Here is a 24221-nt window from a genome sequence, read left to right as displayed (position 1 = left end):
GGCTACTCCCCGGGCTTCAGGGTGTCCCGGGCCAGGAACAGTGCGGGGAGCATCTGGGTGTGCTCCTCGCTGTCGAGTCCGCCGAGGCGCAGCAGGACCGGGCCCTGCGGGGTGACGACCACCAACGCGCGCTCCTCCCTGTCCTCGTCGAGGAGCTTGCTGTGCGTGGTGTACGAGACCTCGACGGCGTCGAACTGGTTGGCCTTGACCTCACGGAACTCGCTCTTGAGGATCGAGGGGTCCGCGGCGATGAAGTCCTTGGCGATCCGGTTCGCGTCGTCGCTGCCCGGCTTGCCCGTCCAGACCTGGAGGAAGCCGATCACGCCGGCCGGCTTGGCGTCGACCTCGCAGACGACGGTGAGCGGGCCCCGGGTGGCCAGCGGGCCGAGTGCGGCGGCCGAGTCGGCGGACACCGGCTTCGGCTTCCAGTCCTTCGCGACCTCGAAGGTGACCGGCAATCGGCACGCCGTCCCGGGCCCCCCGATCCGGCCCGCCGACTGCGCCACGGGCGCGGGCGCGGTGGCGGTCGCCGTACCGCCCGCGCCTGCCGTACCGCCCGCACCCGTCGAGGCCGCCGCAGTACCCGCCGACGCCGTACCCGCCGCCGCGGACGTGGCCGCCGGGGTGGCCGTACCGCTCGCACCACCCGCCGACGAACAGCCCGCCAGAACCCCCACCGCCACAACGGCGCTCAGCACGCCGCGCCCCACTGACCCTTGCACGTACGACTTCCTTCGTGATCGACGAAACGGGAACGGACGATACGTGGCCCCGACCACGGCCGGCAACTGCTTTGCCTTCACGACCGGCGTGCTCAGCAGTGGTCCTCGACGTAGAACATCCGCAGTCCCGCCCGGAACCTATGAGTGGAGGGAACCCCGGATCCGGCGCGGACCGGTCTCGACGAAGATCATCCGGGGTCCTATGCTGGGGCGATGTCTGACAGCACTCCGGCTCTGCTCTTCGTCGTCGGCCCGGCCGCCGTGGGGAAGATGACCGTGGGCGCGGCGATCGCCGAGCGCACGGGGTTCAAGCTCTTCCACAACCACCTGACCATCGAGCCGTTGCTGCGGCTGTTCCCGTACGAGTCGCCGCAGTTCCAGCGGCTCAACCACGCCTTCCGTGAGCAGATCTTCGCGGAGGCCGCCGGGAGCGACCTGCCCGGTGTGGTGTTCACCCTCGTCTGGGACTTCGACGACCCCGAGGACGCGGCGCTGGTCGAGCGGTACTCGGCGCCGTTCCGCGAGCGCGGGGCGCAGGTGCTGTTCCTGGAGCTGTCGGCCGACCAGGACGTCCGGCTGGTGCGCAACGCCGGTGAGTCCCGGCTGGCGGAGAAGGCGTCCAAGCGGGACTTGGAGTGGTCGAACCACAACCTGGTCAGCATGGACGCCCGGTACCGCCTCAACTCGGCCGACGACTTCGCCCACATTCCCGAGTCGCACCTGCGGATCGACAACACGCACCTGGAGCCCGGCGAGGTCGCCGAGCGCGCCGTGGCGCACTTCGGGCTCTGACGGCCCGCCGGTCGCCGGGCTGACGCCCCGTCGGTGAGCTCGCGCAGGATGTCCGTGCGGCCCGCGTGCCGCGCGGTGTCCTCGATCATGTGGATCAGCACCCAGCGCATCGACACGTGGTGCCGTTCCAGGAGGTGCCGAGGTCGTCGAGGCCGTCGAGCTTCCACAGGACGGCGTCCCGGTGCCGGTCGAGGCTGATGTGCGGGCTCTCCTTCTCGCCCCCGGTGCGGGGCACGGTTCGCATCACCCGCCGGCCGTAGCAGCGGGCGCCGACGACCCGGTCGAGGCGCCGAGGGGGGTGGCGTCGGTGAGACGGGTCCAGCGCCGGAGCGTCTCCCCGTGGGAGCCGGCCGCCGTCGCCCCGGCCACCTCCGCCGCGTCGGCCGGGCCGGCGGGCGTCCCGTCGCGGGTCAGGAGCGTCAGCGGCCACTCGGGGCCGGCGGGAGCGCCGTCGCCGTCGAAGGCGTGCCACTCCCACGGGCCGTCGAAGCGCAGGGCCCGCCCCGCGGCGTCGGCCACCTCGTCGCCCGGCCGCAGGAATCCGTACGGCCGGAACAGCAGCTCGAAGGTGAACGGTATGCCGTCGCCCGGGTGGATCTCGAAGCACGGGCCCTCGTCCTCGCTGCCCTCGGGGACCTCGCGGTCGGACACCCCCCGGGGCAGCACCTCGACGCGCAGCTCCGGGCGGGGCAGCCAGCCGGTGTCCCACGGGGGGTCGAAGCGGTCGACCTCGGTGACGTGGACCACGGTCGGTGGTACGCCGAGCAGGCACGGGTCACCCGCCTCCAGCCTCTCCGGCGGCGGGTCGGTGCGGAACAGCTCCGTCTCGGCCCATTCCCGGGTGCGCAGGTCGACGCTCAGGGCCACGACACCGTTCCAGTGGGAGGCGCTGTCGGGGTCCGGCCGCCACCACGGCCAGACCACCCCCAGGTGATCCCAGGTCACGCCCCGCTCGACCCGGGCCGGGGTGAACGGGCAGGCGACGGAGAGCACGTCGCCCACCCGGAAGTCCTCGTGCTGCGTCATGGGGTCAGGCTAGGACCCGGCCGAACGGCGTCGGTCACCCGGCTCCGATTCCGGCCGCGGCCGGGGCCGTGACTCCGGCTCCGGCCGCGGTTCCGGACCCGGCTCCGACGCGGGACGGTCATGGGGCGAGCCGGTCCAGTTCCTCGCCGATCGCCGTCCGCAGGGCCCCGTGCCGCGGGCCGAGCGCGTGCCGCTCGTCGCTCCACCGCTCGCGCGGGTACAGCCACACGGGCCGGCCCGCCAGCTCGGCCGGCTCCCAGTCGAACCGCGGCCAGACGTGCGCGTGCAGGAACGGGTCGGTGTTCCCGAGGATCTCCAGGTTGACCCGCCGGAAGGCCGGATCCAGCCGCGCGCAGGCGCGCTCGACGGCCTCGCCAAGCCTGTCCATGTCGGACAGGAACGCCAGCCGTGCGGTTCGCGGGAGCTCCGACAGCCGCCGGACCGTGGGGTCGTCCACCAGCAGCACGGAGTACCCGGGCAGGAACTGGGTGTCCCCGATCACCGCGAACCCGGCCTCCAGCCTCCGGAGCACCGTCGGGTTGGTGCCGCGGAGCGCGTTGCCGATCCGGTCCCGCCGCCAGTCGTCCGCCTTGCTCGTCTCGTCCGTCATGACCGGCGACCCTACACACGGCCCGCCGGGCGCCGGCGCCGGCGCCGTCAGCCGGTCGCGGGGCGGGTGGCGCGCAGCATGCCGACCTTGTCGATGCGGTGCTCGGGGTTGCCGTTGGCGTCCCGCCAGCGGTTGCCCACGGCGTTGTCCTCGGGTGTGGCGCAGGTCGAGATGGTGATCATCGGACTGACCGCCGGGGCGCCCGGACGGCCGGGGACGGCCGCGCGCTGCTGCGCGAGGGAGGCCGGGGAGCGGAACGAGGTGCTCCGGGTCTCGGTGATCACGTACTCGTACGCGGTGCCGCCCAGGGTGACGACCACGGTGTCCCCCTCGCGGACGGAGGGCAGCTCCCGCAGCGGGCCGCCGGCGGAGAGCCGGTGCGCGGTGACCAGGTAGTTGCCCACCTCGCCCGGGCCGATGCCGCCCTGCTCGCCGTAGGGGCTGGCGGCCACCCCGCGGTCCTGGATCCGGGTGCCGGCGGCGTCGTCCGTGGTGCCCTGGTAGGGGACCACCTTCAGCCCCGACACCCCGATGGACGGGATGGCGAGCACCGCGGCCTCGGTCCGGGCGGCCGTACGGTCGGGGGCGGACGGCGAGGCGGCCGCCGGGCCGGTCGAGGGGCTCGCTGCCGGGCCGGTCGAGGGGCTCGCCGCCGGGCCGGTGGTCGGGGACGCGGTCGGGGTGGGCGTGGTGGCCGGCGAGAGTGAGGGCGTGGGGGTGGCGGTCGTCGCGCCGGCGCTCACGGACGGCGACGAGGTGGCCGGGCGCTCGGCCGTCCCGGCGCCGCTCGGGGCGCCGCTCGGGGCGCCCGAGCAGCCCACGACGACGGCGAGGGCCGCCGCGGTCAGCGAGGCGGCGAGGATCTTCGGTACGGGCACTTCGGGTGACGACTTCCTGCGCGGGGTGACTGGTTCCCCCCGGAGCTGCCATGGTGCCTCGCCGCCGGTCCCCGACGGCGGGCCCCGGGGCCCGCGGCGGCCAAGCGTTCGCTTCTCGTTATCTTCCCAGGTCCACGACCCGCCCGCCCGGGCACCCACCGCGACGGGCCTGACACGCTCGGGTCCCGGCAGGGCGCCCGCGGGGGCCGGTGTCACGACCCGGGGAATGTGAGTACCCGTACTCATGCCCCCATCGGGCGGCGTCGGGGAGGCTCGATGCCATGTTCGACCACATGATCGAGAGGGTCGCCATGCGGGTGGGAACCGGGACCGGGACCGTACGTCCGGACCGGACGGCCGTGTCCGTCCGGCTGATGCGGGCCGGCGCGGTGTTCTGGGCGATCGCGCCGCTGTACGTGCTGGTGGCACGGCCGAGCCTGCGGCATCCGCTGCCGCCGCGGGAGCAGTGGGGCGCCGCCGAGGCGGAGAGCGCCCAGCTGGACGACCTCGTGGTGACGGTCGGCGCCGTGATGATCCTCGTCGTGGCGGGGCTGGCCGGCTGGGCCTGGGCGGTCTCGGCCCGCCGGCTGCGCCGGGGCCCGGGGCGGGCCCCCGTCCGTACGGTGCTCACGCCGCTGGTCACCGCCCTGGTGGCGGTCTACGGTGTCGACGCGATCTTCCCCGACCCGTTCGGTGTGCGGGCCCTCGCCGTGCTCGTGCCACTGCTCGCGGTCAGCCTGGCCGCCCTGGTGATCACCCTCGCGCCCGAACGGGGGCACGCCACCGGGACGGCGTGAGCGGCGCGTTTCGCACAGGCGATGGTGCTCTCCGATGACGTCGCCCTCAGGTGAAGGTGATCGCGGCTCCGGTCGCGATCGAGAGTTTCGCCGCCTGGAGGAGTTGCAGGCAGACATACGATTCGACGCCGTAGCGCTGCCACCCCTCCGTGGCGGGCTCCTCGGCGTCGGCGGCCTCGAAGACCTCCTCGGAGTGCGGATCGAGGTCCTCGGGCAGACCGAGGGCTTCGGCGAGCCGACGGGTTTCCGCCAGAAGTCGCACCGAGGAACCGAGATGGCCGCCCGGTGCGCTGTCGGCGACGATGACGTGGGCGAAGTCCACGGGGACGTAGTGACCCGCGTGGTCCGAATGATGGATCAGATGGTCGAACGGCCCTGGGGTTTCGCCGGGAGGAGTCCCCTGGACCGTGCCGAGGAGCAGGTCGGCGGTCGCACGGCGGTTCTCGTCCAGCGGCTCGGGCAGGCGGCCGCTCTCCGCGAGGTGAACGGCGAGTCGGCGAACGGCGTGCAGGCCCGAGTAGCCCCACGACTCGAACACCGTGCGCTCGACCCCGGGGCGGTCGGGCCCGGTCCACGGGTGCGCTCCCGCGCGCTCCAGCAGCTCGCCGATCCCGGCACGGACGACGTCGGCGTCGTCCTCGACGTCGGCGAGCTCGCCGACCACGATGTTCAGGCCCATGGCCCGATCCTGCCAGGTTCGATCGGTCGGCCGTTCGGCGTGGTGCCCGGGCGCGCCACCGGGGCCGCGTGACCGAGGCCCGCCCTGCCGCCCCGGGGCGTGCCCGCCGGCCCCTCTCCGGGGCCGGCGGGCACGGTGGGGCGGTCAGAACTGGACGTCGGTGCAGGAGTAGAAGGCGTTGGCGGTGTCGGCGATCTCCCAGACCGCGACGACCACGTGGTGCCCGGTGCGGCCCGTGGGGAGGGTCGCGGTGTGGGTGGTGGTCGCGGCGGGCTGGCGGCCGCCGTAGTCGACGGTCAGGAACGGGACCAGGTCCAGGTTGGCGCGGGTGATCTTCTGGGTCGCGTCGTACCCGGGCTTGGTGAGGTAGTACTTGAAGTTCGTGGTCGCGTGGCGGGCCTCGATCTCCCAGGTGAAGGTCCGCTGCTGGCCCGCCGTCACCTTGGTGGTCGGCCAGGCGCCGTTGCGCGGGTTGTCCAGCGGCGCCCAGCGCGCGTCGGCGCCGGCGCAGATGGTCCCATCGGCCGGTCCGCGGCTCGGGAAGCCCTTGGGGCCCTCGACGCTCTGGGGTTCCCAGCGGATGTCGCCGCAGTTCTTGACGACGTTCGCGCCGCAGAGCGCGGCGCGGCTCGGCGGGAGGTTGATGAAGCCGTGCGACTGGGCCGGGACGGCCATCGCCAGTGGGACGGCGAGGGCGGCGACGGCCGCGCCGATGAAGTGACGTTTGCGCATGGTGCTCCTCCGTGGGGGTGGATGGAGAGTGCGCCGGGCGCAGGACGGGCGCGTGGGGGTGCGCCGACCGAGACGGGTACTGTCATGCCTGCGCCAGGTTGGTGCCCACACCGTAGGCAACGCCGACCCCGGCCGTCAATGGTCTGGACCAGTACGTGAGAGATGGGTCGGAGGATCCGGCAAGTCCCGTCGCTCGCGGGTCATTTGACCGATAATCAGTTCTCCGGCAGCCGGGTGTCCCAGTCCAGCAGCCGCAGCAGCTCCTCATCGACCCGCGGGGCCGGGCGCGCCGAGTCACGGGGGGCGCCCGCCGCAGCAGTCCCGGGGCCCCCGGGGGTGCGGCTCGCGGTGAGCTGGGCGCTCACCGCCATGTTCTGCTCGGCCCGGGGCCGCCGGTGCGCCTCGTACCGGGTCAGCGCCGCGTCCGTCGTCGGCGCGTCGCGCAGCGCCTTGGCCAGGACGACGGCGTCCTCCAGGGCCATCGAGGCGCCCTGGCCGGTGGCCGGCGAGGCGGCGTGGGCGGCGTCGCCGATCAGCACCGTGCGCCGGGTGCGCCAGCGGGTGCCGGGGTTCAGGTGCAGCGCGTTGGTCACCATGAGTGCGTCGCCGGTGCCCGCGACGATGTCCGCGACGGGCGTGCGGTCGGGGCGCAGCAGCGGTTCCAGGTACGCGCGCCATTCGGCGGGCGTGGTGCCGGCGGCCTCCTCGGCGTCGACCGGCGGGCCGGGGACCCGGGCGAACCAGTAGGTCTCGCCGGTCGGCGAGACCAGGTAGCCGAAGGCGGTGCCGCTGCCGCGCACCATGGTGATGTGCTCGGGCCCGGCGGAGGGCGGCGGCTCGGCGGTGCTGTACCCGTAGAAGACGCGCTGACCCGCGTACGCCGGCCCGGGCGCGTCCGGGTCGAGCCGGGCGCGTACGGCGGAGTGCAGTCCGTCGGCCCCGACGAGGAGGTCACCGGTGGCCGAACTCCCGTCCGCGAAGTGAGCGGTGACGCCGGTGTCGGTCTCGGTGAGGTCGGTCAGCCGGGCGGAGTGCCGGACGGCGATGCCGCGTGCCCGGGCCTCGGCCCGGAGCGTGGCGCCGAGTTCGGCGCGGCGCAGGCAGCGGTAGCGGCTCAGCGGACGGTCGTGCTCGCCCAGGGGGAGGGCGGCGAGCTCGTTGCCGGCCGGGTCGAGGACGTTCATGGCGGTGACCGGGAAGCCGAGTTCGGCGACCGGCCCGGCGGCGTCGAACCCGGCGAGGGCGCGCATGCCGTTGCTGGCCAGGGTCAGGAAGGCGCCGATGTCCGCCCCGGTGTCCGGGTGCGCCTCGTGGACGGTGGCCTCGAAGCCCGCCTTGTGCAGGGCCAGCGCGGCCGCCGGCCCGGCGATCCCGCCGCCGATGATCACGATTCGCGTCACCCGGCACCCCCAGCGTGTCCGTTCCGTCACCGACCGTCCCATCCTCGCAGACTCGGGCCCGCGAGCGGTGAAGTACCGCGCGGACGTGCCCGGTTCGGCCGGAATCCGTGCCCCGCCGGTCGGTGGCGGCGTACGGACTTGACGGTTCTCGCCGATGCCCCGACGGGGGCTTGCCGGGTGGCCGCGGGCGCTGGTGGGGTAGACGGCCGAGGGTCTCTCTTTCGGATCAGGGCGGATCAGCGGGCGTTGTTGGAGTGCGTGCATCGGCGGTGCGGAGGTGGGGGCACCTCCCGGCCGAAGGCTGGGGGAGTGCGTGCTCCGGCGGCGTCCGCCTGGCGTGATCCGAAAGAGAGACCCTAAGTCGGACGGCACCCCGCCCGCACCACGACGAGCAGGAAGGCCAGTGCCGTTGAGAAGCGAGCCGCCCCGACCGGGGTCCCCGTCGTACCTCTTCGCGCGCCCGGCCGGGGACGGCGGGAGGTCGGACGCCGGGAGGCCGGGCACCGCGAGGTTCGACCCGGTGCTCGCGGACCGGGTGGCGGAGGCGGTCCTGCTGGCCGGTCTGCCGGTGGCCTTCGGCGGTCGGGGGCCGGGCGTCTGGGTGCGCGCGGCGGAACCGGACGGTGACCGGACCAGGGGCGAGGGGCTGGTCGTCGACTGGCTGCCGTCGCCGCGGCTGGCCGGCGCGGCGAGGATGGACGGCCCCGGCGGCGTGGCGTTCTCGGCCCGGCGGGTGGTGACGGTGGCCATGGCGAACGCGCTGGCCGAGTTCCTGCCGGCCTTCGGCCTGGAGGTGGCGCCGGACGCCACCGGGCGCGAGACGCGGATCGTGGCCGCGCACGGTGAGGGTCTGCGGATCCCGCGCGAGCTGCCGCGGTCTCCGGAGCCGCCGGAGTCGGGGGACCCGTCCGGCCCCGGCCCGGTGGCGGAGCCGGACCCGGTGATCGTCGAGGCCGTCCGGCGCAGCGCCAGGCTCGCCGGGCTGCCGCTGGCCGCCCACCCGGGCGCCGCCGGGATCCACCTCAGCCCCGACCGGGAGAGCACGGGCGCCGACCTCACCGGCCCTGCCGGTGCCGCCGGGGCCGTCGAGCTGACCTGGAGTCCCTCCCGCCCGCTGTCCGCCCTGGCCGGTACGGACCCGGCCGCGGCGGCCGCCCGTTCCTCGGTGGACGCGGCGCTGCGGCACGCCCTCGGGACGGTGCTGGGGGCCTGCGGCACCCGGGTGCGCTGGCTCCACAGCGCCGGCCGGCTACGCGCCTTCGGCGAATCGGTGCCGGCGATCCGGCACTGAGGCCGGGCCGGTGCCCGGAGCCGGTGCCGGTGCGTGGGCCGGCGATCCGTCACCGCACCCGGGACCCCCCGCGGACCCGCCGGGCGGTGTCGCGCAGCCAGAGCGCGCTGCGCTTGGGGATGCGCGCCTGGGTGGCGTAGTCGACCCGCACCAGGCCGAAGCGCTGGTCGTAGCCGTACGCCCACTCGAAGTTGTCCAGCAGCGACCAGGCGAAGTAGCCGCGGACGTCGGCGCCGGCCTCCCGGGCCTCGGCGACGGCGGCGAGGTGGGCGGCGAGGTAGGCGGTGCGCTCGGTGTCCTCGACGAAGCCGGTGTCGTCCGGCTGGTCCGGGTAGGCGGCGCCGCTCTCGGTGACGACCATCGGGACGCCGGGGTGGTCGCGGGAGATGCGCAGCAGCAGGGCCGTGAGGTCGTGCGGCATCACCTCCCAGCCGAGGCCGGTGACCGGCAGGCCGCCGTGCGGGAGGTTGCGGGTGACGGGGTGGCCGTCCGCGTCGTGGGCCGCCCCGGAGGGGTCGGTGCCGGAGGAGCGCATCGAGCGGTAGTAGTTGACGCCCAGGGTGTCGATCGGGCTGGCGATGATCTCCAGGTCCCCGTCGCGGACCGGCTGTTCGATGCCGCGCCGGTCGAGGTCGGCGAGGAGGTCCGGCGGGTAGTGGCCGCGCAGCACGGGGTCGAGGTAGAGGCGGAAGCCGAAGGCGTCGGCGCGCCGGGCGGCCTCGCGGTCGGCGTCGCTGTCGGTGGCCGGGCCGCTGGTGCCGAGCAGGTGGGTGACCGCGAGGTTCAGCGGTCGGCGGGCGGCGGCGCGCAGCTGCCGGACGGCCAGGCCGTGGGCGAGGTGGAGGTGGTGGACCGCTCGCACGCCCTCGGCGAGCGAGCGGTGGCCGGGGGCGTGGACGCCCTCGACGTGGCCGAGGACGGCCGAGCAGAACGGCTCGTTGAGGGTGGTCCAGTGCTCCACCCGGTCGCCCAGGCGGTCGTGGACGAGCCCGGCGTACTCGGCGAAGCGGTACGCGGTGTCCCGGTGGGGCCAGCCGCCGGCGTCCTGGAGCTCCTGCGGCAGGTCCCAGTGGTAGAGGGTGAGCCAGGGGGTGACGCCCCGGGCGAGCAGCCGGTCCACCAGCCGGTCGTAGAAGTCGAGGCCGACGGGGTTGGCCGGGCCGCGCCCGCCGGGCTGGACCCTCGGCCAGGACACCGAGAAGCGGTAGGTGTCCAGGCCGAGTCCGGCGATGAGGTCGACGTCCTCGGGCATCCGGCGGTAGTGGTCGCAGGCGGTGTCGCCGGTGTCCCCGTTGTCGACGGCGCCGGGGACGCGGCAGAAGGTGTCCCAGATCGACGGGGTCCGCCCGTCCTCGGCCGTGGCGCCCTCGATCTGGAACGCGGAGGTGGCGGCGCCGAACCGGAAGTCCGGCGGCAGGCGGTCGATCAGCGCGTCGTGGCGGGGGTCGTACGTGAGGGCGGGCGGGCGTGTCATGGCGGGTTCGCGGTCCTCGGGAGGGCGGCTGCGGCGGATGTGACGCAGGTGACGGGAGTGGAGGTGGCGGGAGTGGGGTACCGGCCGGTAGGGTGCGGCGGTCCGGCCGTCGGGAGGGGACGGCCGGGCCGCCTTCCAGCCCGTACGGAGCCCGTACGACCGGGCCGCCTCGGCGCGCCCACGGGTCCTACGGGCCCTGAGCGCCCCTACCGGCGAGGGCCTACGGCAGCCGGCCGTCCGCGCCCAGCACGCGACCGCGCTCGGGACGGTTCTGGTCGTAGCCGTGGGCGTCGCACTGGAGGCCGCCGACGACGCAGTGGTCCACCAGGGCCTTGAGGGTGCGCTCGTCCCACGCGTTCAGGAAGTCGTAGTGGAACGAGAACCCGCGCCCGCTGGCCAGCCGGACCCGCGACATGTCGCCGCTCACCGGGAAGGCCATCTTGAACTCGATCATCGGCAGCGCCACCGGGTGCGAGGGCGGGCAGACGTCGTCGTTGGTGCCGGGCTTGACCACCGGGTAGGCCATGTGGCCGCGGTGGTCGGGGGTGTCCAGGTACTTGCCGTCCCAGCAACTCGGCGCCTGCATCCGCAGGTTGAGCTGGGTGCCGGCCGGGCAGTGGGCGGGGAAGTCGGAGTTCTTGAAGCTGTCGCCGCACTCCCAGCCCTCGACCCAGCCGTCGTGCGCGCGGAACTGCTGCTCCGACTGCGCCGGGTCGCCGACCACGAAGCGCAGGCCCTTGGGGAAGGGCCGCACGCTGGTGTAGTCGGTGACGCCCGACTTGTAGTAGATCACCTGCGGCCCGACCGGCAGCACCTTGCGGTCGCCGTCGTACAGCGAGGGCATCCAGTACGCCGAGGCGTCGGCCGGCGCCGTGCAGGTGCTCGCCCCGCCGCTCAGCGAACCCGTCGTGGAGCGGGCGTCGGTGGAGGTGTTGCCCATGAAGGTGTGGTCGTGCGAGGCGCCCGGGCGGCCCGGGTACACGATCGGGTCGTCCGGCGCGGTGTGGCTGACCGCGCAGTTGGCCTGGAACTCGTGGAAGTACGCCGGCGCGGGCTTCTCCCAGGACGGGGTGACCCCGGTGACCGGCGGCACCGCGGGGATGTAGCCGTCACCGTCCGGGTCGTCCCCGGTGGGCAGCTGCGCCACCGCGGCGGCGTGCCCGGCGTGCCCGGCGTGGTCGGACGCCGCCGGGACGGCCGCCCCGGCAGGGGCGGGGGCGGGGACGGGAGCGGGGGCCGCCGAGGCGTCGGCGAAGGTGCCGACGCCCAGCGCCGTACCGCCGAGGGCGGCGGCGAGTAAGGCGGCGGCCAGGGTGTTTCCTCGGAACGTCATGGTGCTCTCCTCACGGGGAGTGCGGACGGGTGGGGTGCCGGGGTGCCGGCGGCGGGCCGTGGGGCGCCCGCCGCCGGCGGGGATCCGGTGGCGCGGAGGCTCAGCCGTAGATGCCGAGCTCGTGGACCGAGTAGCCCCAGCCGGTGCCGCGGGCGGTCAGCCGGAGCCGTACGTAGCGGGCGCTGGCCGCCGCGTCGATCGTGTCCACGTTCCCGTCGCCGGCGGTGACGGAGTGGATGCCGCGCCAGGTGGAGCCGTCGTCGGAGACCTGCACCTCGTAGGCGCGGGCGTAGGCCGGGTCCCAGACGATCTGCAGCGTGCGGAAGGACTTCACCGCGCCCAGGTCGACCTGGAGCCACTGCGGGTCGCTCCAGTCGCTGGCCCAGCGGGTGGCGGCGTTGCCGTCGGTGGCCAGCGCGGGGGTGCACGGGCAGTCGCCGTACGAGGCCTGGAAGGAGGAGGCGGTGGTGGGCCGGTTCAGGGCGAGGTCGGTGCCGGCGACCGGCGGCGCGGTGACCCGGACCGACTTCGCCTCGATGCCCGCGTTGCCGTGGCCGTCCTCGGCCTGGAGGTAGACCTTCCACACCCCGAGCTTCTCGGGCGCGGTGACCGCGAAGTCCCCGTTGCCCAGCCGCCGCCACCGCGCCTCGACCAGCCGCTTGTCGCCGTCGGCGTAGTTGCCGGAGAGGTAGACCTTGTACGTCACCGGGTCGCCGTCGGGGTCGCGGACGTCGGCGTGCACGGTGAACTCGCCGCCCGCCGGCGCGTTCCCGGACGGGGTGACGCTCATCCCGGTGATCACGGGCGGGGTGTTGTCGCCGGCGGTGGAGCCGGTGTACGCCCGCTTCACCGCGTAGTACGACAGCCGCTTCAGGCCGTCCGGCAGCAGGTTGAACCAGACACCGCCGAAGTCGTGCTCGGTGCCGTAGTGGAACACCGTCGCGCCCAGCGCCACGCCCCGGTGCCCGGTGACGCAGTCCCAGGCCCGGGTGTAGCCCTCGGCCTTCTGCACGTCGGTCGGCTCGTCGGGGATCCCGTTGGCGTCCTCGGGCATCTCCCACTCACCGGTCGGACCGGTCTCGGTGATGATGTACGGCTTGGTGTACCCGCCCTGCTCCCAGTCCCGGCGCACCCCGCACACGTCGCCGTAGGAGTTCATCGAGTACAGGTCGAGGTCGGGGGCGTTGCGCTTGTAGTACGGCCAGGCGCCGGTCCAAGCGTCGGTGGAGGTGACCGGGTGGTCCGGGTCGAGGCTGTGGATCCGCTTCGCCACCTCGTTGACGAAGGAGGTGTAGGCGTCGCGCTGCGCCTCCAGTTCGGCGCCGCCGTAGCAGTTCTGCAGGCCGAGCACGGACTCGTTGCCGACGTTCCACATCAGGGTGGCGGGGTGCGCCTTGTACGCCTCGACCCAGCGGGAGAACTCGGTGAGCGCGTTCGCCTTGTAGGCGGCGTCGGTCACGTAGTTGACGCAGCCTCCGGAGCCCGGGCCGCCGCCCGGCTGGAGCCAGAATCCGTTGATCACCTTGATGTCGTTGGCGGCGGCCGCGTCCAGCAGCGGCAGGGTGGCGCCGTCGGTGCCCCAGGTGCGGACGGTGTTGACGCCCATGGAGTGCACGTCGGGCAGGTAGCGCGGGGCGTCGGCGATCGCCGGGCCCCAGGTGACGCCCTTGACCTGGTACGGCCGGCCGCCGACGGTCAGCTGCCAGTCGCCCTGGCCGCCGGTGACCCGGACGGCGCCGCGGGCGGGCGGCGGGGTGCCGCCCTCGGAGCCGTACACCTGGAACTCCCACAGCGAGTAGCCGTAGCCGCCGGGGCGCTGGGTGCCGTACATCCGCACGTAGCGGCCGGAGCCGGAGACGGCGAGGTCGTCGGTGCCGCCGTCGCCGTCGGTGACGGCCTTGAGGGTGCGCCAGTCGGCGCCGTTGTCGGAGACCTGGATCTCGTAGCCCCGCCCGTACGCGGCCTCCCAGCGCAGCACCACGCGGCTGAGGTCGGCGGTGCGGCCGAGGTCGACCTGGATCCACTGGGGGTCGCGCCACTCGCTGGCCCAGCGGGTGCCGGTGAGGTCGCCGTCGACGGCGGCGGAGGCGGGGAAGGCGGTGCCCTCGGTGGTCGAGGCGGTGGCGGGCCGGCCCTGGGAGAGCAGGGTCTCGGCGGCGGGGGCGGCCGAGGCGGGGGCGGCCGTGGTGAGGGTGAGCGACCCGGCGAGCAGTGCGCCGAGGGTCATGAGGGAGGCGGCGGTCCGGACGCGCCCGCGGGCGCGTCCGGGGACGGCGGGAGTGGGGGGCATGGCGGCTCCTGATCGAACGGTCGGGGTTGTCCAGGTGCTGCGGTGGTGCTGGGGGGAGCGGCCCCGGGCCCTTCCGGGCAGCGCAGGGGGTCGGGGCCCGTCGGTCGGATCCTCCAGGAACCCAGGAACCCAGGAACCCAGGAATCCGGGAATCCGGGGATCCGGGGATCCGGGGATCCGGGGGACGGGCCCCAGGGGGGTGCTGCCCGGAAGGGGGTTTCGGGGGCCGGCCCCCGCCGTGGGGGACGGGGGCCGGGGTCGGTCCGCTCAGATCGCCGTCACGGGAAGGAGACGACGGTCGACGGGATCGTGGCGGTGCCCTCGGTGGGGGCGCCGGTGGAGTTGATCACGTGGTCGAACTGGCCGTTGCCGCCCAGCGACACGGTGAGCAGGCTGTGGAACTTCACGCCCGGCTTCACCGGGGCCTTGAAGCCGTGCTCCTGGCGGATGTTCGGGTCCACGTTGTAGTAGCAGTAGCTGCCCAGGCCCCAGCCCTCGTGGGTGTTGACCGAGTCGTCCACCCGGTAGGCGGCGTAGCCGCGGGTGGCGCCGTTCTGGATGGCGGCCTGGTTGGGGGCGTCGTAGGCCTTCTCGTTCTGGAAGAAGATCGTGCGCCCGCGCTCGCCGTACCACTCCACGTCGTACTTGTTGAAGTGCTCCACGAACAGGCCGGTGGCCAGGACGTCGTCGCCGTTGACACGGACGCCGTAGTCGGCGCGGTTGGTCTCCCAGCCGACGCCCTCGCCGTGGTCGGCGCGCCAGACCCAGGTGTGGTCGACGATGGTGTCGTCGTTGTTGATCACCATGCTGGTGGTGGCCTTGCCGGGGCCGGCCCCGCCGACGCGGATGTAGACGTCCTGCACGGTGGTCGGGTTCGCCGAGTGGTCGGCGGAGGCGTTCGCCGGGCCGACCTCCAGCAGGGTGGGCGAGTTGACCTGGCCGGCGTCGATCAGGAAGCCGGCCAGCCGGACGCCGTCCACGTCGCCGACCCGCATCGCGGTCACGCCGTTGTCGGGGACGACGGTGGCCAGGCCCAGGCCGAGCACGATGGTGCCGGGGCGGTTGATCTCGATCGTCCGGTCGACGTGGTACACGCCGGGCGTGAACAGCAGGTGCAGGCCCTGGGCGACGGCCGCGTTGATGGTGGCGGCGCCGGTGCCGGGGCGGACCACGTAGAAGCGGTTCAGCGGGATCGACTCGCCCTGCGGGGTGCCCTCCCAGCTGGTGCCGCGGGCGTTGACCCGCTTGGCGGGGGCGAACACCTTGAGCTCGCCGCCGTCCTGGTACAGGAAGGGCTTCTCGCGCGAGACGGGGGTGGTGTCCAGCGTGGTGTAGCGGGGCTCGGGGAACCCGGTCGCCGGGGCGCCCTCGGTGCCGGAGAAGACCTGGTTCCAGACGCTGTTGGAGAAGCCGCCGATCGAGCTGTCCCGGGTGTACCACTGCTGCTGCGAGTAGTTGCCCACCTGGCCGTCGATCCTGCTGTCGGCGATGTAGCCGCCGCTGGCCCAGCCGTAGCCGCTGGGGGCGAGGTTGAGCCCGCCCTTGACGTGCATCCGGCGGAAGGACGAGGCCTGGGAGACCGCCCAGCGGTCGGTGCCGTTGACGGGGTTGAGCGCCAGGTTCTCGGCGGAGCGCCAGAAGTTCTGGGTGGCGTTGCCGTTGAACCAGCCGGCGTCCACGGTCACGTCGCCGTTGATCAGGGTGTCGTCGGGCTTCAGGCCGAGGCCGGCGATCTGGGTGTAGAAGCCGATCTGGGCGTTGAGGCCCTGGTAGGTGCCCGGCTTGAACAGGAAGGCGTGGCGGCCGGTGCCGAACTGCGCCGACTCCTGCTCCCGGAACACCGCGTCCAGCTTGCCCTGGAGGTCGGGGGTGGACGGGTCGACGATGTGCACGTTCGGGCCGAGGTCGCCGCCGCCCGGCAGCTGCGGCACGTTGCCGTCGGTGGAGCCGAAGACCTGGAACTCCCAGAGCGAGATGCCGTACCCGGTGGCCCGGGTGACGCCCTGGAGGCGGACGTAGCGGGCGGTGCCGTTGACGGCGACCGACTCGTTGCCGCCCGGGCTGTTCGCGGTGGAGTACGCGGTGGTCCAGTCCGTGCCGTTGAGTGAGATCTCGATCCGGTACGCCTTGGCGTACGCGGCCTCCCAGCGCAGGTCGACCCGGCTGAGGGCGGCGGGGGTGCCCAGGTCGACCTGGAGCCACTGGTTGTCGGAGAAGGCGCTGGACCAGCGGGTGCCGAGGTCGCCGTCGACCGCGCCGGTGGCGGCGGTGCCGGCCCATTCGGCGCTGGAGGCGGTGACGGGCTTGCCCTGGGAGAGCAGGACGGGCGCGGCGTGGGCCTCGGTGGTGGGGGCGAGGGCGAGCAGCGTGCCGACCAGGGTGGTGACCAGGGCGCCGGCGGTGGTGCGCCGGGTGACGCGGGCGGTACCGGTGGCCGCGGCCGGCGTGGGGGCCGGGCGGCGGAAGGCAGGCGGTATCCCGACTGCGGACATGTGGGGGCTCCTTGCGTTACAGGGAGGAAACGAGGGAGAGCGCTCTCCCGAAACCTTGCCCGGCGGCCGGCGTGACGGTCAAGGCGTCGGGCGGACCTTTTCTTTCGACTTTCCTTAAGTGTGTGAGCAGCTCGTGGAGGGGAGCGCTCCCACCGGCACCCGCAGACAAGTCATAGGGTGCAGGAATGGCCACAAGGGGACCGACACTGGAGGACGTCGCACGCGAGGCGGGGGTGTCGCGCGCGACCGTGTCACGGGTGGTGAACGGCATCCGCAACGTGGATCCGGAGATCCAGGAGGCCGTGCGCGGCGCCATCGAACGTACCGGCTACGCGCCCAACCGGGCGGCCCGCTCCCTGGTGACCCGGCGCACGGGCGCGGTGGCGCTGGTCATCTCGGGGGCGGGCGACAGCTTCGCCGCGCGGGTGTTCACCGACCCGTTCTTCGGCCGGGTGGTCGAGGGCGTGCTGGAGTACCTGCGCGCCCGGCAGGTGCAGCCGGTGCTGCTGTTCGCGGAGTCCGGGCCGGCCCGCACCCAGGTGGTGGAGTACCTGCGCCAGGGCGGCGCGGACGGTGCCCTGGTGGTGTCGCTCCAGGCCGAGGACCCGCTGCCGGGGCTGCTGGTGGCGGCGCGGATCCCGGTGGTGACGTTCGGACGGCCCGCCGGCGGGGCGCCGACGGGCTGGGTGGATCTCGACCAGGTGGCCGGCGCCGCGCTGGCCGCCGGTCACCTGCTGGCCCGCGGCCGGCGACGGCTCGCGGTGATCGGCGCGCCGGCCTCGGCCCCCGCCGCGGCGCAGCGGCTGGCCGGGTTCCTGGACGCGGCGGCGGCCGCGGGCGTGACCGGGGTGCCGGTGGAGGAGGGCCTCTTCACGGTGGAGAGCGGGGCCCGGGCGATGGAGCGGCTGCTGCGCGGGCATCCGGAGGTGGACGGCGTGTTCGCGGCCAACGACCTGATGGCGCAGGGCGCCTGCCAGTACCTGCGCGAGCACGGGCGGGCGGTGCCGGCGGAGGTGGCGGTGGTGGGGTTCGACGACTCCAGCGCCGCGCCGGCCTGCCGGCCGCCGCTGACCACGGTCCGCCAGCCGGTGGAGCGGATGGCGGCGGCCATGGCGCGGCTGCTGACCGACCGGCTGGAGGACGGGCGGGAGGACGCCCCGGTGCTCTTCCAGCCGGAGCTGGTGGTCCGCGGCTCCACCTGACCGTTCCGTGGCTCCACCTGACCGTTCCGTGGCGGCTCGGCCCCCGTACGCCTGACGGCCCGTAGGAGAGGCCGCCGCACGGAGGGCGTGCCCGACCGACCCCCGGCGAGGTCGGTCGGGCACCGGGAGGGTGGTTCAGCGGGCGGGCTCAGCGGGCGGGGTTCGGCAGCCGGGCCCGCCGGCCGGGCTCAGCCGGCGGCGCCGCGGTGCGCCCGGATGATCTCCGCGTACCGGTGGCCGCTGCCCTTGAGGGTGCGCCGCTGGGTCGCGTAGTCCACGTGGACGAGGCCGAAGCGCTTGTCGTAGCCGTACGCCCACTCGAAGTTGTCCAGCAGCGACCAGGCGTAGTACCCGGCGAGCGGGGCGCCCTTGCGGACCGCCCGGGCGCAGGCGGCCAGGTGCTCCTCCAGGTAGCGGGTGCGCTCCGGGTCGTGGACGCTGCCGTCGGCGCGGACCGTGTCGGGGTACGCGGAGCCGTTCTCGGTGACGTAGATGCGGCGGACGCCGTAGTCGTCGGTCAGGCGCATCAGCATGCCCTCCAGCCCGTCGGCGTCGACCGGCCAGTCCATCCCGGAGCGCGGCACACCGGGCACGGCGACCTCCCGGGCGTACGGCACCGGGCCGTCCGGGTCGTCCTCGACGACCATCGGGAAGTAGTAGTTGAGGCCGTGCCAGTCGGTGGGGGTGGCCATCACGTCGAGGTCGCCGGGGCGCTCCGGCAGCTCGACGCCGTACAGCTCCCGCATGTCGGCGGGGAAGCCGCGCCCGTACACCGGGTCGAGCCACCAGCGGTTGCTGTGGCCGTCCATGCGGGCGGCGGCGGCGACGTCCTCGGGCCGGGTGCTGGCGGGGGCGACGGTGGAGTGGTTGGTGACCAGGCCGATCCGGGCGCCGGGGGCGGCGGCCCGGACGGCCTGGGTGGTGAGGCCGTGGGCGAGCAGCAGGTGGTAGGAGGCGCGGACCGCGGCGGTGAGGTCGCTCAGGCCGGGGGCCATCCGGCCCTCCAGGTGGCCGATCCAGCCGGAGCAGAGCGGCTCGTTGAGGGTGGCCCAGCTGGTGACGCGGTCGCCGAGGCGGTCGGCGACCACGCTCGCGTACGCGGCGAGGTGCTCGGCGGTGTCGCGCTCGGTCCAGCCGCCGCGGTCCTGGAGGGCCTGCGGCAGGTCCCAGTGGTAGAGGGTGATGGAGGGGGCGATGCCGGCGGCGAGCAGGCCGTCGACCAGGCGGTCGTAGAAGTCGAGGCCGGCCGGGTTGAGCGGGCCGTCGCCGCCGGGGAAGACCCGGGGCCAGGCGATGGACATCCGGTAGCCGTCGGTGCCGAGGCGGCGCATCAGCTCCACGTCCTCGGGCCAGCGGTGGTAGTGGTCGCAGGCGGTGTCGCCGTGGTCGGCGTTGTCCACGGCGCCGGGGGTGCGGGAAAAGGTGTCCCAGATGGACGGGGCGCGGCCGTCCTCGGCCACGGCCCCCTCGATCTGGTAGGCGGAGGTCGCGGTGCCCCAGGTGAAGTCGGCCGGGAAGGCGGCCAGGTCGAGTGCGCGGGTGTCGGCGGATTCGGACACGGGGGACCTCTCGGAGTCGGTCGCGGAAGCGTTCGGTGGTGGGGTGGGCGGGGTCACCCGACGGCGCGCGGCGCGGCCGTGCGGCCGTGCGCGGCGCGCGGTCGGGTGACGGTGGGTGGCGCGGTCACTTGACGGCGCCGGCGGTCAGGCCGGTGACCAGGTAGCGCTGGAGCAGCAGGAATCCGGCGACGACGGGCACGCTCACCACGAGGGAGGCGGCCATCACCTGGTTCCAGTAGACGTCGTTCTGGGTGGAGTAGCCCTGGAGTCCGACCGCGAGGGTGCGGGTGGTCTCGTTGGTCATGACCGAGGCGAACAGCACCTCGCCCCAGGCGGTCATGAAGGCGTAGACGGCGACCGCGACGATCCCGGGCACGGCGGCCGGGACGATCACCCGGAACAGCGCGCCGAGCGGCCCGCAGCCGTCGACCTTGGCGGCCTCGTCGAGGTCGCGCGGGATCGAGTCGAAGTACCCGATGAGCATCCAGATCGAGAACGGCAGCGAGAACGTCAGATAGGTGAGGATCAGCCCGCCGCGCGAGCCGAACAGCGCGATGCCGGTGGCGTTGCCGATGTTGACGTAGATGAGGAACAGCGGCAGCAGGAAGAGGATGCCGGGGAACATCTGCGTCGACAGCACGGTGACGGTGAACAGCTGCCGGCCGCGGAACCCGTACCGGCTGACGGCGTACGCGGCGAACACCGCGATGACCACCGAGCAGACGGTCGCCAGGCCCGAGACCACCAGCGAGTTGACGAAGTAGTCGGCGAGCGGGACGGTGTCCCAGATGTCCAGGTACGGCCGGACGGTGAGCGTGGACGGCAGCCAGTGGAACTCGCCGGTCACGTCCTCCAGCGGCTTGAGCGAGCTGGAGATCATCACGTAGACCGGCAGCAGCACGAAGACGGACAGCACGGTCAGGAAGATCCGCCGGCTCCACAGGAAGGACCGCGGCGGGGCCATCGGCGAGCGGGCGCCGTCGGCCCCGGTGGTCGAGGTGTCAGCCACGGGCGGCCTTCCTTCCCCGGTTGGTGAGCAGCAGGTAGACGCCCGTGACCAGGAGCAGGAAGAGCAGCAGCAGCACGGACATCGCCGAGCCGGTGCCGAAGTTCCAGGTCTGGAACGAGGACTGGTAGATGTGCAGCGAGATCAGGTCCGCGGCCTCGGGGGCCGCCTTGCCGAAGAGCACGAACGGCGTGTTGAAGTCGTTGAAGGTCCACAGGAAGAGGACCAGGACCAGGACCTGGTTGACCGGGCGCAGCGAGGGCATCGTGATGTGCCGGATCTGCTTCCAGACGCCGGCGCCGTCCAGGGCGGCCGCCTCGTACATGTCGCGCGGGATGTTCTGCAGCCCGGCCATCAGGGTGAGGAAGGCGAACGGCCAGCCCTTCCAGACCGAGACGGTGAGCAGTGCCCAGAAGCTGTTGTCGCCGATCAGCCAGAAGGCGGGGCTGTCGCCGATGCCGAGCTGGTCGTGCAGCACGTGGTTCACCAGGCCGTTGTCGCGCTGGAACATGAACGCCCAGGTGATGACGGCGGCGTAGACGGGCAGCGCGTACGGGACGAGGAAGAGCGTGCGCAGCAGGCCGCGGCCGCGGAAGTTCTCCTGGAGGTAGATCGCCGCGGCGGTGCCGATCAGCCAGCACAGGCCGACCGAGCAGACGGTGAACAGGCAGGTGGTGAGGAACGACCGGAGCAGGGCCTCGCCCACGGGGGCGTTGAAGTCGACGGCCAGCTCGAAGTTGTCCAGGCCCGCCCAGGGAGCGGTGTCCCAGTCGGCGATGTAGAACTGGGTGAGCTCCTTGAAGCTCATGACGATGCCCATGGCCATCGGCACGAGGTGGACGAGGAGTTCGAGGACGAGGGCGGGCAGCAGGAGCAGGTACGGCAGCGCGGTGCGGCGCAGCCGCCCGGAGGGGCGCGGTGCAGGCGCCCCTCCGGTACGGCCGGGCCGTGCCGTCCGCCCGCCGGGGGCAGGGGTGACGGTGGTGGTCATCTGGTGGTCCGGACCTACTTCTTGGGCATCTGCTGCTGGGCCTTTTCGAGCTTGGCCCGAACGGTCTCGGTGGTGACCGGGCGTCCGGCGGCGGCCTCGGCGAAGAGGTCCTTGACCGCGGTGCCGACGACGGTCTCGAACTGGGACTCCTCGGGCACCTGCGGCAGGGCGGCGGCGCTGGTGGCGAGGGTCTGGCGCAGCACGGTCAGCGAGGGGGTGTTGAACACCGGGTCCTGCTGGGCGGCCTTGACCGGCGGGATGGAGCCGTAGGTCTGGTTGAGGATCTTCTGCTCCGCGTCGCCGGTCATGAACTTGACGAACTTGGCGGCGCCGTCGAGGTTCTTGGTGTTCTTGAAGACGGCGATGTTGATGCCGGCGACCATCGAGTTGGTCGCGTTGCCCTGGCCGGGGGTGCCGGAGGGCACGGGGGCCGGGGCGACGCCCCAGTCCTCGTCGGCCATGCCCTGGGACTTGAAGGTGGCGGAGGCGGTCTGCCACAGGACCATGGCGGTGCGGTTCTTGGCGAAGTCGCTGAGCGACTGGTTCTGCGCGTACTCGGCGTTGCCGGGCGCGACGATCTTGTGCTCGGCCATCAGGTCGACGTACTGCTTGACGGCCGCGACCGCGCCCTCGGAGGTGAAGTTCGGCTTCCCGTCGGAGGTGAAGAAGTCGGCGCCGTGCTGCTTGCCGAGGACGAAGACCTGGTGGATGTTGTTGGAGAGGTTGGAGCCCTCGACGCCGATGGCGGCCTTGCCGTCGCCGGTGAGCTTCTTGCCGGTGGCGACCAGCTCGTCCCAGGTGGCCGGCGGCTTCTCTATGCCGGCGTCCTTGAACATCTTCTTGTTGTAGTAGAGGGCGTAGGCCATCGAGTACAGCGGGACGGCGGCCGGGTCCTTGCCCTGGACGCCGGTGGAGCCGAGCGCGGACTCGACGAAGCGGTCGCGGCCGCCGATCCTGTCGAAGTTCTTGGCGTCCCAGGGCAGCAGGGCGCCGGTGGCCTGGAGCGAGGCGCTCCAGGTGTTGCCGATGTTGAGGACGTCGGGGCCCTGTCCGGAGGTGGTGGCGGTGAGGATCCGGTTGAGCAGGTCGCTCCAGGGCACCACCTCCAGCTTGACCTTGATGCCGGTCTCCTTCTCGAACTTGTCGAGCTCCGGCTGCAGCACCTGCTTGTCGACCTCCAGGCTGGCGCCCTGGTTGGTGGCCCAGTAGGTGAGGGTCTTGGGCTGGGAGCTGCCCGGGCCGCCGCCGCTGCTGCAGGCGGTGGCGGTGAGGACGAGGGCGAGGCTGGCGGCACCGGACACGGCGGCGGCTCTGAATGTGCGCATGGCTCCTCAGGACCCTTTCGGGGATTGGTGGGGAGGCCGGAGGGCGGGGGTTGCGAGCGGCTGCGGCCCCCGGCTTGCCCTTCCGGCTTAATTTAGGATGTGAGTTAAACCGCAAGGGAAGTTCGCGTCAAGGCCCCCGGTGGGGGTATGTTGCGTTCAGGGACTTCAGGAACAGGGGGCAGAGTGCAAGCGAGAAGTGGCCGCACGGTGCGTGACCTGCGGCGCGAGAACCGCACCGCGGTTCTGCAACGGTTGTATTTCGACGGGCCGCTCAGCCGCCTGACGCTCGGCCCGGCGACCGGGCTGAGCTCGGGCTCGGTCAGCAACGTGGTGGCCGAGCTGGTGGCCGAGGGCCTGGTGGAGGAGGCCGGCAGCGTCGACTCCGCCGGCGGCCGGCCCAGGATCCTGCTGCGGGTCACCCCCGGGGCCGGATGCATGATCGGCGTGGACGTGGGCGAGACCCGGATCCGGATCGAGCTCTTCGACCTCGCGCTCACCGAGCTCGCCCGCGTGGAGAAGCCGCTCCAGGTCGGCGGGGCCCGTGCCCACGAGCGCTACGAGGTCGGCGTCGTCGTCGGCCACGTCCGCGACGGCATCGCCGAGGTGCTGCGCGCCGCCGACGTGCCCGCCGAGCGGCTGCTCGGCGTCGGCGTCGGCGTGCCCGGCATCGTCGCCCGCACCGACGCGGACGGCGCCGTGGTGCACGGCCAGACCATCGGCTGGGACGGCGTCCCGCTGGAGAAGATGCTGCGGGGGACGGGCATCCTGCCCGACAGCGTGCCGTACTACATCGACAACGGCGCCATGACCCTCGGGCAGGCGGAGATGTGGTTCGGCGCCGGGCGCGGCGCCCGCAACGCGGTCTTCGTGCTCTTCGGCTCCGGCGTCGGCGCCAGCGTCATCAACGAGGACATGGGCCCGGGCCGCGCCATCGAATGGGGCCACCTGACCGTCCGGGTGCGCGGACGCCGCTGCCGCTGCGGCACCCTCGGCTGCCTGGAGGCGTACGCCGGCGCCGAGGCGCTGCTGGAACGCTGGCAGGAGGCCGGCGGCACCCCGCCCGAGGGCGCCGACGAGGAGACCGCGCTCACCGCGATGCTCGCCGCCGCCTACCCGGCCGCCGAGGACACCGCGCCGGACAGCACCGCCCGCGCCGTCCTGGAGGAGACCGCCGAGTACCTGGGCGCCGGCTTCGCCGACCTGATCAACCTCTTCCAGCCGGAGCGCATCCTGGTCGGCGGCTGGGCCGGCCTCCAGCTCGGCGCGCGCTTCCTCGACGCCGTCAAGGAGTACGCCACCTCCTACGCGCTGCGCTACCCGGCCAGCCGCACCAGCATCGACCTCGGCAGGCTCGGGCCCGAGGCGGTCACGGTCGGCGCCGCGATCCTCCCGCTCGCCGACTTCTTCGCCCGCGGCGGCCGCCGGGCGGTCCAGGAGGACGCCCCCGCGCCCGCCTGGCAGACGGCCCTCCAGGACCGCGTCACCTCATGAGCGAGGCGCTGGGGCCCCCCCGGGGGGGGGCGGCCCGCGCGGCGCTACCGGGGCCGGGGGGGGGCCGGCCCCCGGCGGAAAACACATCTGTTGTGGTGCGCGGCCGCCCCGGGGGCCGGGCCCCCCGCGCC

At 73.6% G+C, this 24221-nt stretch carries 20 protein-coding genes and 1 pseudogene; 5 read left to right on the top strand and 16 right to left on the bottom strand.

The genetic code is table 11. From position 1 onward, the window contains the following. Positions 1–2: 2 nt before the first annotated feature. A complete protein-coding gene (locus ACWEQL_RS09645) occupies positions 3–677 on the bottom strand; it encodes a lipoprotein (protein ID WP_452149675.1) in 675 nt (224 codons plus the stop codon). A gap of 258 nt (positions 678–935) precedes the next feature. Here ACWEQL_RS09645 and ACWEQL_RS09640 point away from each other — a divergent pair, with 258 nt between their 5' ends. Next, complete coding sequence (locus ACWEQL_RS09640; RefSeq protein WP_452149679.1) at positions 936–1514, top strand: hypothetical protein; 579 nt, start codon at positions 936–938, stop codon at positions 1512–1514. A gap of 5 nt (positions 1515–1519) precedes the next feature. On the opposite strand, the pseudogene ACWEQL_RS09635 reads toward ACWEQL_RS09640, so the two are convergent. The 4 genes and pseudogenes from ACWEQL_RS09635 to ACWEQL_RS09620 form a co-directional block, all read right to left on the bottom strand. Next, positions 1520–1758 (bottom strand): annotated as a pseudogene (locus tag ACWEQL_RS09635) (mycothiol transferase); the annotation flags it as partial. Further along, positions 1758–2540 carry a hypothetical protein gene (locus ACWEQL_RS09630; protein WP_452149645.1) on the bottom strand — a complete coding sequence of 261 codons (783 nt, stop codon included), beginning with the start codon at positions 2538–2540 and terminating at the stop codon, positions 1758–1760. The gene ACWEQL_RS09630 and the pseudogene ACWEQL_RS09635, both read right to left, overlap by 1 nt. Before the next feature lie 118 nt (positions 2541–2658). Then, entirely contained in the window at positions 2659–3150 is a 492-nt protein-coding gene (locus ACWEQL_RS09625) for an HIT family protein (protein ID WP_452149644.1), read from the bottom strand. Between the two features lie 47 nt (positions 3151–3197). After that, positions 3198–4028 (bottom strand): sortase domain-containing protein, encoded by an 831-nt coding sequence (locus tag ACWEQL_RS09620; RefSeq protein WP_452149643.1) that lies wholly within the window; start codon positions 4026–4028, stop codon positions 3198–3200. Between the two features lie 281 nt (positions 4029–4309). On the opposite strand from ACWEQL_RS09620, the gene ACWEQL_RS09615 reads away from it, so the two are divergent. Then, the gene (locus ACWEQL_RS09615; protein WP_452149642.1) at positions 4310–4825 is read left to right on the top strand and encodes a hypothetical protein; all 516 of its coding nucleotides are present in this window, start codon (positions 4310–4312) and stop codon (positions 4823–4825) included. A 46-nt stretch (positions 4826–4871) separates the two neighbouring features. On the opposite strand, the gene ACWEQL_RS09610 is transcribed toward ACWEQL_RS09615, so the two are convergent. The 3 genes from ACWEQL_RS09610 to ACWEQL_RS09600 all read right to left on the bottom strand — a co-directional run bounded on the left by ACWEQL_RS09610 (position 4872) and on the right by ACWEQL_RS09600 (position 7636). Beyond that, positions 4872–5504, bottom strand: coding sequence for a hypothetical protein (locus tag ACWEQL_RS09610; RefSeq protein WP_452149641.1), 633 nt, complete (start codon positions 5502–5504; stop codon positions 4872–4874). A gap of 144 nt (positions 5505–5648) precedes the next feature. Beyond that, positions 5649–6236, bottom strand: coding sequence for a lytic polysaccharide monooxygenase auxiliary activity family 9 protein (locus tag ACWEQL_RS09605; RefSeq protein WP_452149640.1), 588 nt, complete (start codon positions 6234–6236; stop codon positions 5649–5651). 215 nt (positions 6237–6451) lie between these two features. Next, positions 6452–7636, bottom strand: a complete 1185-nt coding sequence (locus ACWEQL_RS09600) for an FAD-dependent monooxygenase (RefSeq protein WP_452149639.1) — start codon at positions 7634–7636, stop codon at positions 6452–6454. A gap of 520 nt (positions 7637–8156) precedes the next feature. Here ACWEQL_RS09600 and ACWEQL_RS09595 point away from each other — a divergent pair. After that, the gene (locus ACWEQL_RS09595) at positions 8157–8927 is read left to right on the top strand and encodes a hypothetical protein (protein ID WP_452149638.1); all 771 of its coding nucleotides are present in this window, start codon (positions 8157–8159) and stop codon (positions 8925–8927) included. A 49-nt stretch (positions 8928–8976) separates the two neighbouring features. On the opposite strand, the gene ACWEQL_RS09590 is transcribed toward ACWEQL_RS09595, so the two are convergent. From ACWEQL_RS09590 to ACWEQL_RS09575, 4 genes are all read right to left on the bottom strand, one after another. Then, complete coding sequence (locus ACWEQL_RS09590; protein ID WP_452149637.1) at positions 8977–10401, bottom strand: GH1 family beta-glucosidase; 1425 nt, start codon at positions 10399–10401, stop codon at positions 8977–8979. Positions 10402–10621: 220 nt separating this feature from the next. Next, a complete protein-coding gene (locus ACWEQL_RS09585) occupies positions 10622–11734 on the bottom strand; it encodes a DUF1996 domain-containing protein (RefSeq protein ID WP_452149636.1) in 1113 nt (370 codons plus the stop codon). Positions 11735–11834: 100 nt separating this feature from the next. After that, positions 11835–14024: a discoidin domain-containing protein gene (locus tag ACWEQL_RS09580; RefSeq protein WP_452149635.1), complete on the bottom strand. Its 2190-nt coding sequence runs from the start codon at positions 14022–14024 to the stop codon at positions 11835–11837. 278 nt (positions 14025–14302) lie between these two features. Then, positions 14303–16516 carry a discoidin domain-containing protein gene (locus tag ACWEQL_RS09575; RefSeq protein ID WP_452149634.1) on the bottom strand — a complete coding sequence of 738 codons (2214 nt, stop codon included), beginning with the start codon at positions 16514–16516 and terminating at the stop codon, positions 14303–14305. A 185-nt stretch (positions 16517–16701) separates the two neighbouring features. Between ACWEQL_RS09575 and ACWEQL_RS09570 the strand changes: the two genes are divergently transcribed. After that, positions 16702–17718 (top strand): LacI family DNA-binding transcriptional regulator, encoded by a 1017-nt coding sequence (locus ACWEQL_RS09570; protein WP_452149633.1) that lies wholly within the window; start codon positions 16702–16704, stop codon positions 17716–17718. Positions 17719–17906: 188 nt separating this feature from the next. On the opposite strand, the gene ACWEQL_RS09565 is transcribed toward ACWEQL_RS09570, so the two are convergent. The 4 genes from ACWEQL_RS09565 to ACWEQL_RS09550 form a co-directional block, all read right to left on the bottom strand. Continuing rightward, positions 17907–19277, bottom strand: coding sequence for a GH1 family beta-glucosidase (locus ACWEQL_RS09565; RefSeq protein ID WP_452149632.1), 1371 nt, complete (start codon positions 19275–19277; stop codon positions 17907–17909). Between the two features lie 124 nt (positions 19278–19401). Further along, complete coding sequence (locus ACWEQL_RS09560; protein WP_452149674.1) at positions 19402–20241, bottom strand: carbohydrate ABC transporter permease; 840 nt, start codon at positions 20239–20241, stop codon at positions 19402–19404. Positions 20242–20278: 37 nt separating this feature from the next. Further along, on the bottom strand, positions 20279–21274 hold the full coding sequence (locus ACWEQL_RS09555; protein WP_452149631.1) for a carbohydrate ABC transporter permease: 996 nt from the start codon (positions 21272–21274) through the stop codon (positions 20279–20281). Between the two features lie 14 nt (positions 21275–21288). Next, complete coding sequence (locus ACWEQL_RS09550; protein WP_452149630.1) at positions 21289–22599, bottom strand: ABC transporter substrate-binding protein; 1311 nt, start codon at positions 22597–22599, stop codon at positions 21289–21291. Positions 22600–22746: 147 nt separating this feature from the next. Between ACWEQL_RS09550 and ACWEQL_RS09545 the strand changes: the two genes are divergently transcribed. Then, positions 22747–24090, top strand: coding sequence for an ROK family protein (locus ACWEQL_RS09545; RefSeq protein WP_452149629.1), 1344 nt, complete (start codon positions 22747–22749; stop codon positions 24088–24090). Positions 24091–24221 lie beyond the last annotated feature (131 nt).

Source organism: Kitasatospora sp. NPDC004240 (assembly GCF_053603215.1).
Note: the sequence above shows the minus strand (reverse complement) of the source record. Positions and strands in the feature narration are given on the sequence as shown.

Coding starts and splice junctions, on each gene's coding strand:
- ACWEQL_RS09640 (WP_452149679.1), top strand. CDS start 936: ATGTCTGACAGCACTCCGGCTCTGCTCTTCGTCGTCGGCCCGGCCGCC.
- ACWEQL_RS09630 (WP_452149645.1), bottom strand. CDS start 2,540: ATGACGCAGCACGAGGACTTCCGGGTGGGCGACGTGCTCTCCGTCGCC.
- ACWEQL_RS09625 (WP_452149644.1), bottom strand. CDS start 3,150: ATGACGGACGAGACGAGCAAGGCGGACGACTGGCGGCGGGACCGGATC.
- ACWEQL_RS09615 (WP_452149642.1), top strand. CDS start 4,310: ATGTTCGACCACATGATCGAGAGGGTCGCCATGCGGGTGGGAACCGGG.
- ACWEQL_RS09610 (WP_452149641.1), bottom strand. CDS start 5,504: ATGGGCCTGAACATCGTGGTCGGCGAGCTCGCCGACGTCGAGGACGAC.
- ACWEQL_RS09605 (WP_452149640.1), bottom strand. CDS start 6,236: ATGCGCAAACGTCACTTCATCGGCGCGGCCGTCGCCGCCCTCGCCGTC.
- ACWEQL_RS09590 (WP_452149637.1), bottom strand. CDS start 10,401: ATGACACGCCCGCCCGCCCTCACGTACGACCCCCGCCACGACGCGCTG.
- ACWEQL_RS09585 (WP_452149636.1), bottom strand. CDS start 11,734: ATGACGTTCCGAGGAAACACCCTGGCCGCCGCCTTACTCGCCGCCGCC.
- ACWEQL_RS09580 (WP_452149635.1), bottom strand. CDS start 14,024: ATGCCCCCCACTCCCGCCGTCCCCGGACGCGCCCGCGGGCGCGTCCGG.
- ACWEQL_RS09575 (WP_452149634.1), bottom strand. CDS start 16,516: ATGTCCGCAGTCGGGATACCGCCTGCCTTCCGCCGCCCGGCCCCCACG.
- ACWEQL_RS09570 (WP_452149633.1), top strand. CDS start 16,702: ATGGCCACAAGGGGACCGACACTGGAGGACGTCGCACGCGAGGCGGGG.
- ACWEQL_RS09560 (WP_452149674.1), bottom strand. CDS start 20,241: ATGGCCCCGCCGCGGTCCTTCCTGTGGAGCCGGCGGATCTTCCTGACC.
- ACWEQL_RS09555 (WP_452149631.1), bottom strand. CDS start 21,274: ATGACCACCACCGTCACCCCTGCCCCCGGCGGGCGGACGGCACGGCCC.
- ACWEQL_RS09550 (WP_452149630.1), bottom strand. CDS start 22,599: ATGCGCACATTCAGAGCCGCCGCCGTGTCCGGTGCCGCCAGCCTCGCC.
- ACWEQL_RS09545 (WP_452149629.1), top strand. CDS start 22,747: ATGTTGCGTTCAGGGACTTCAGGAACAGGGGGCAGAGTGCAAGCGAGA.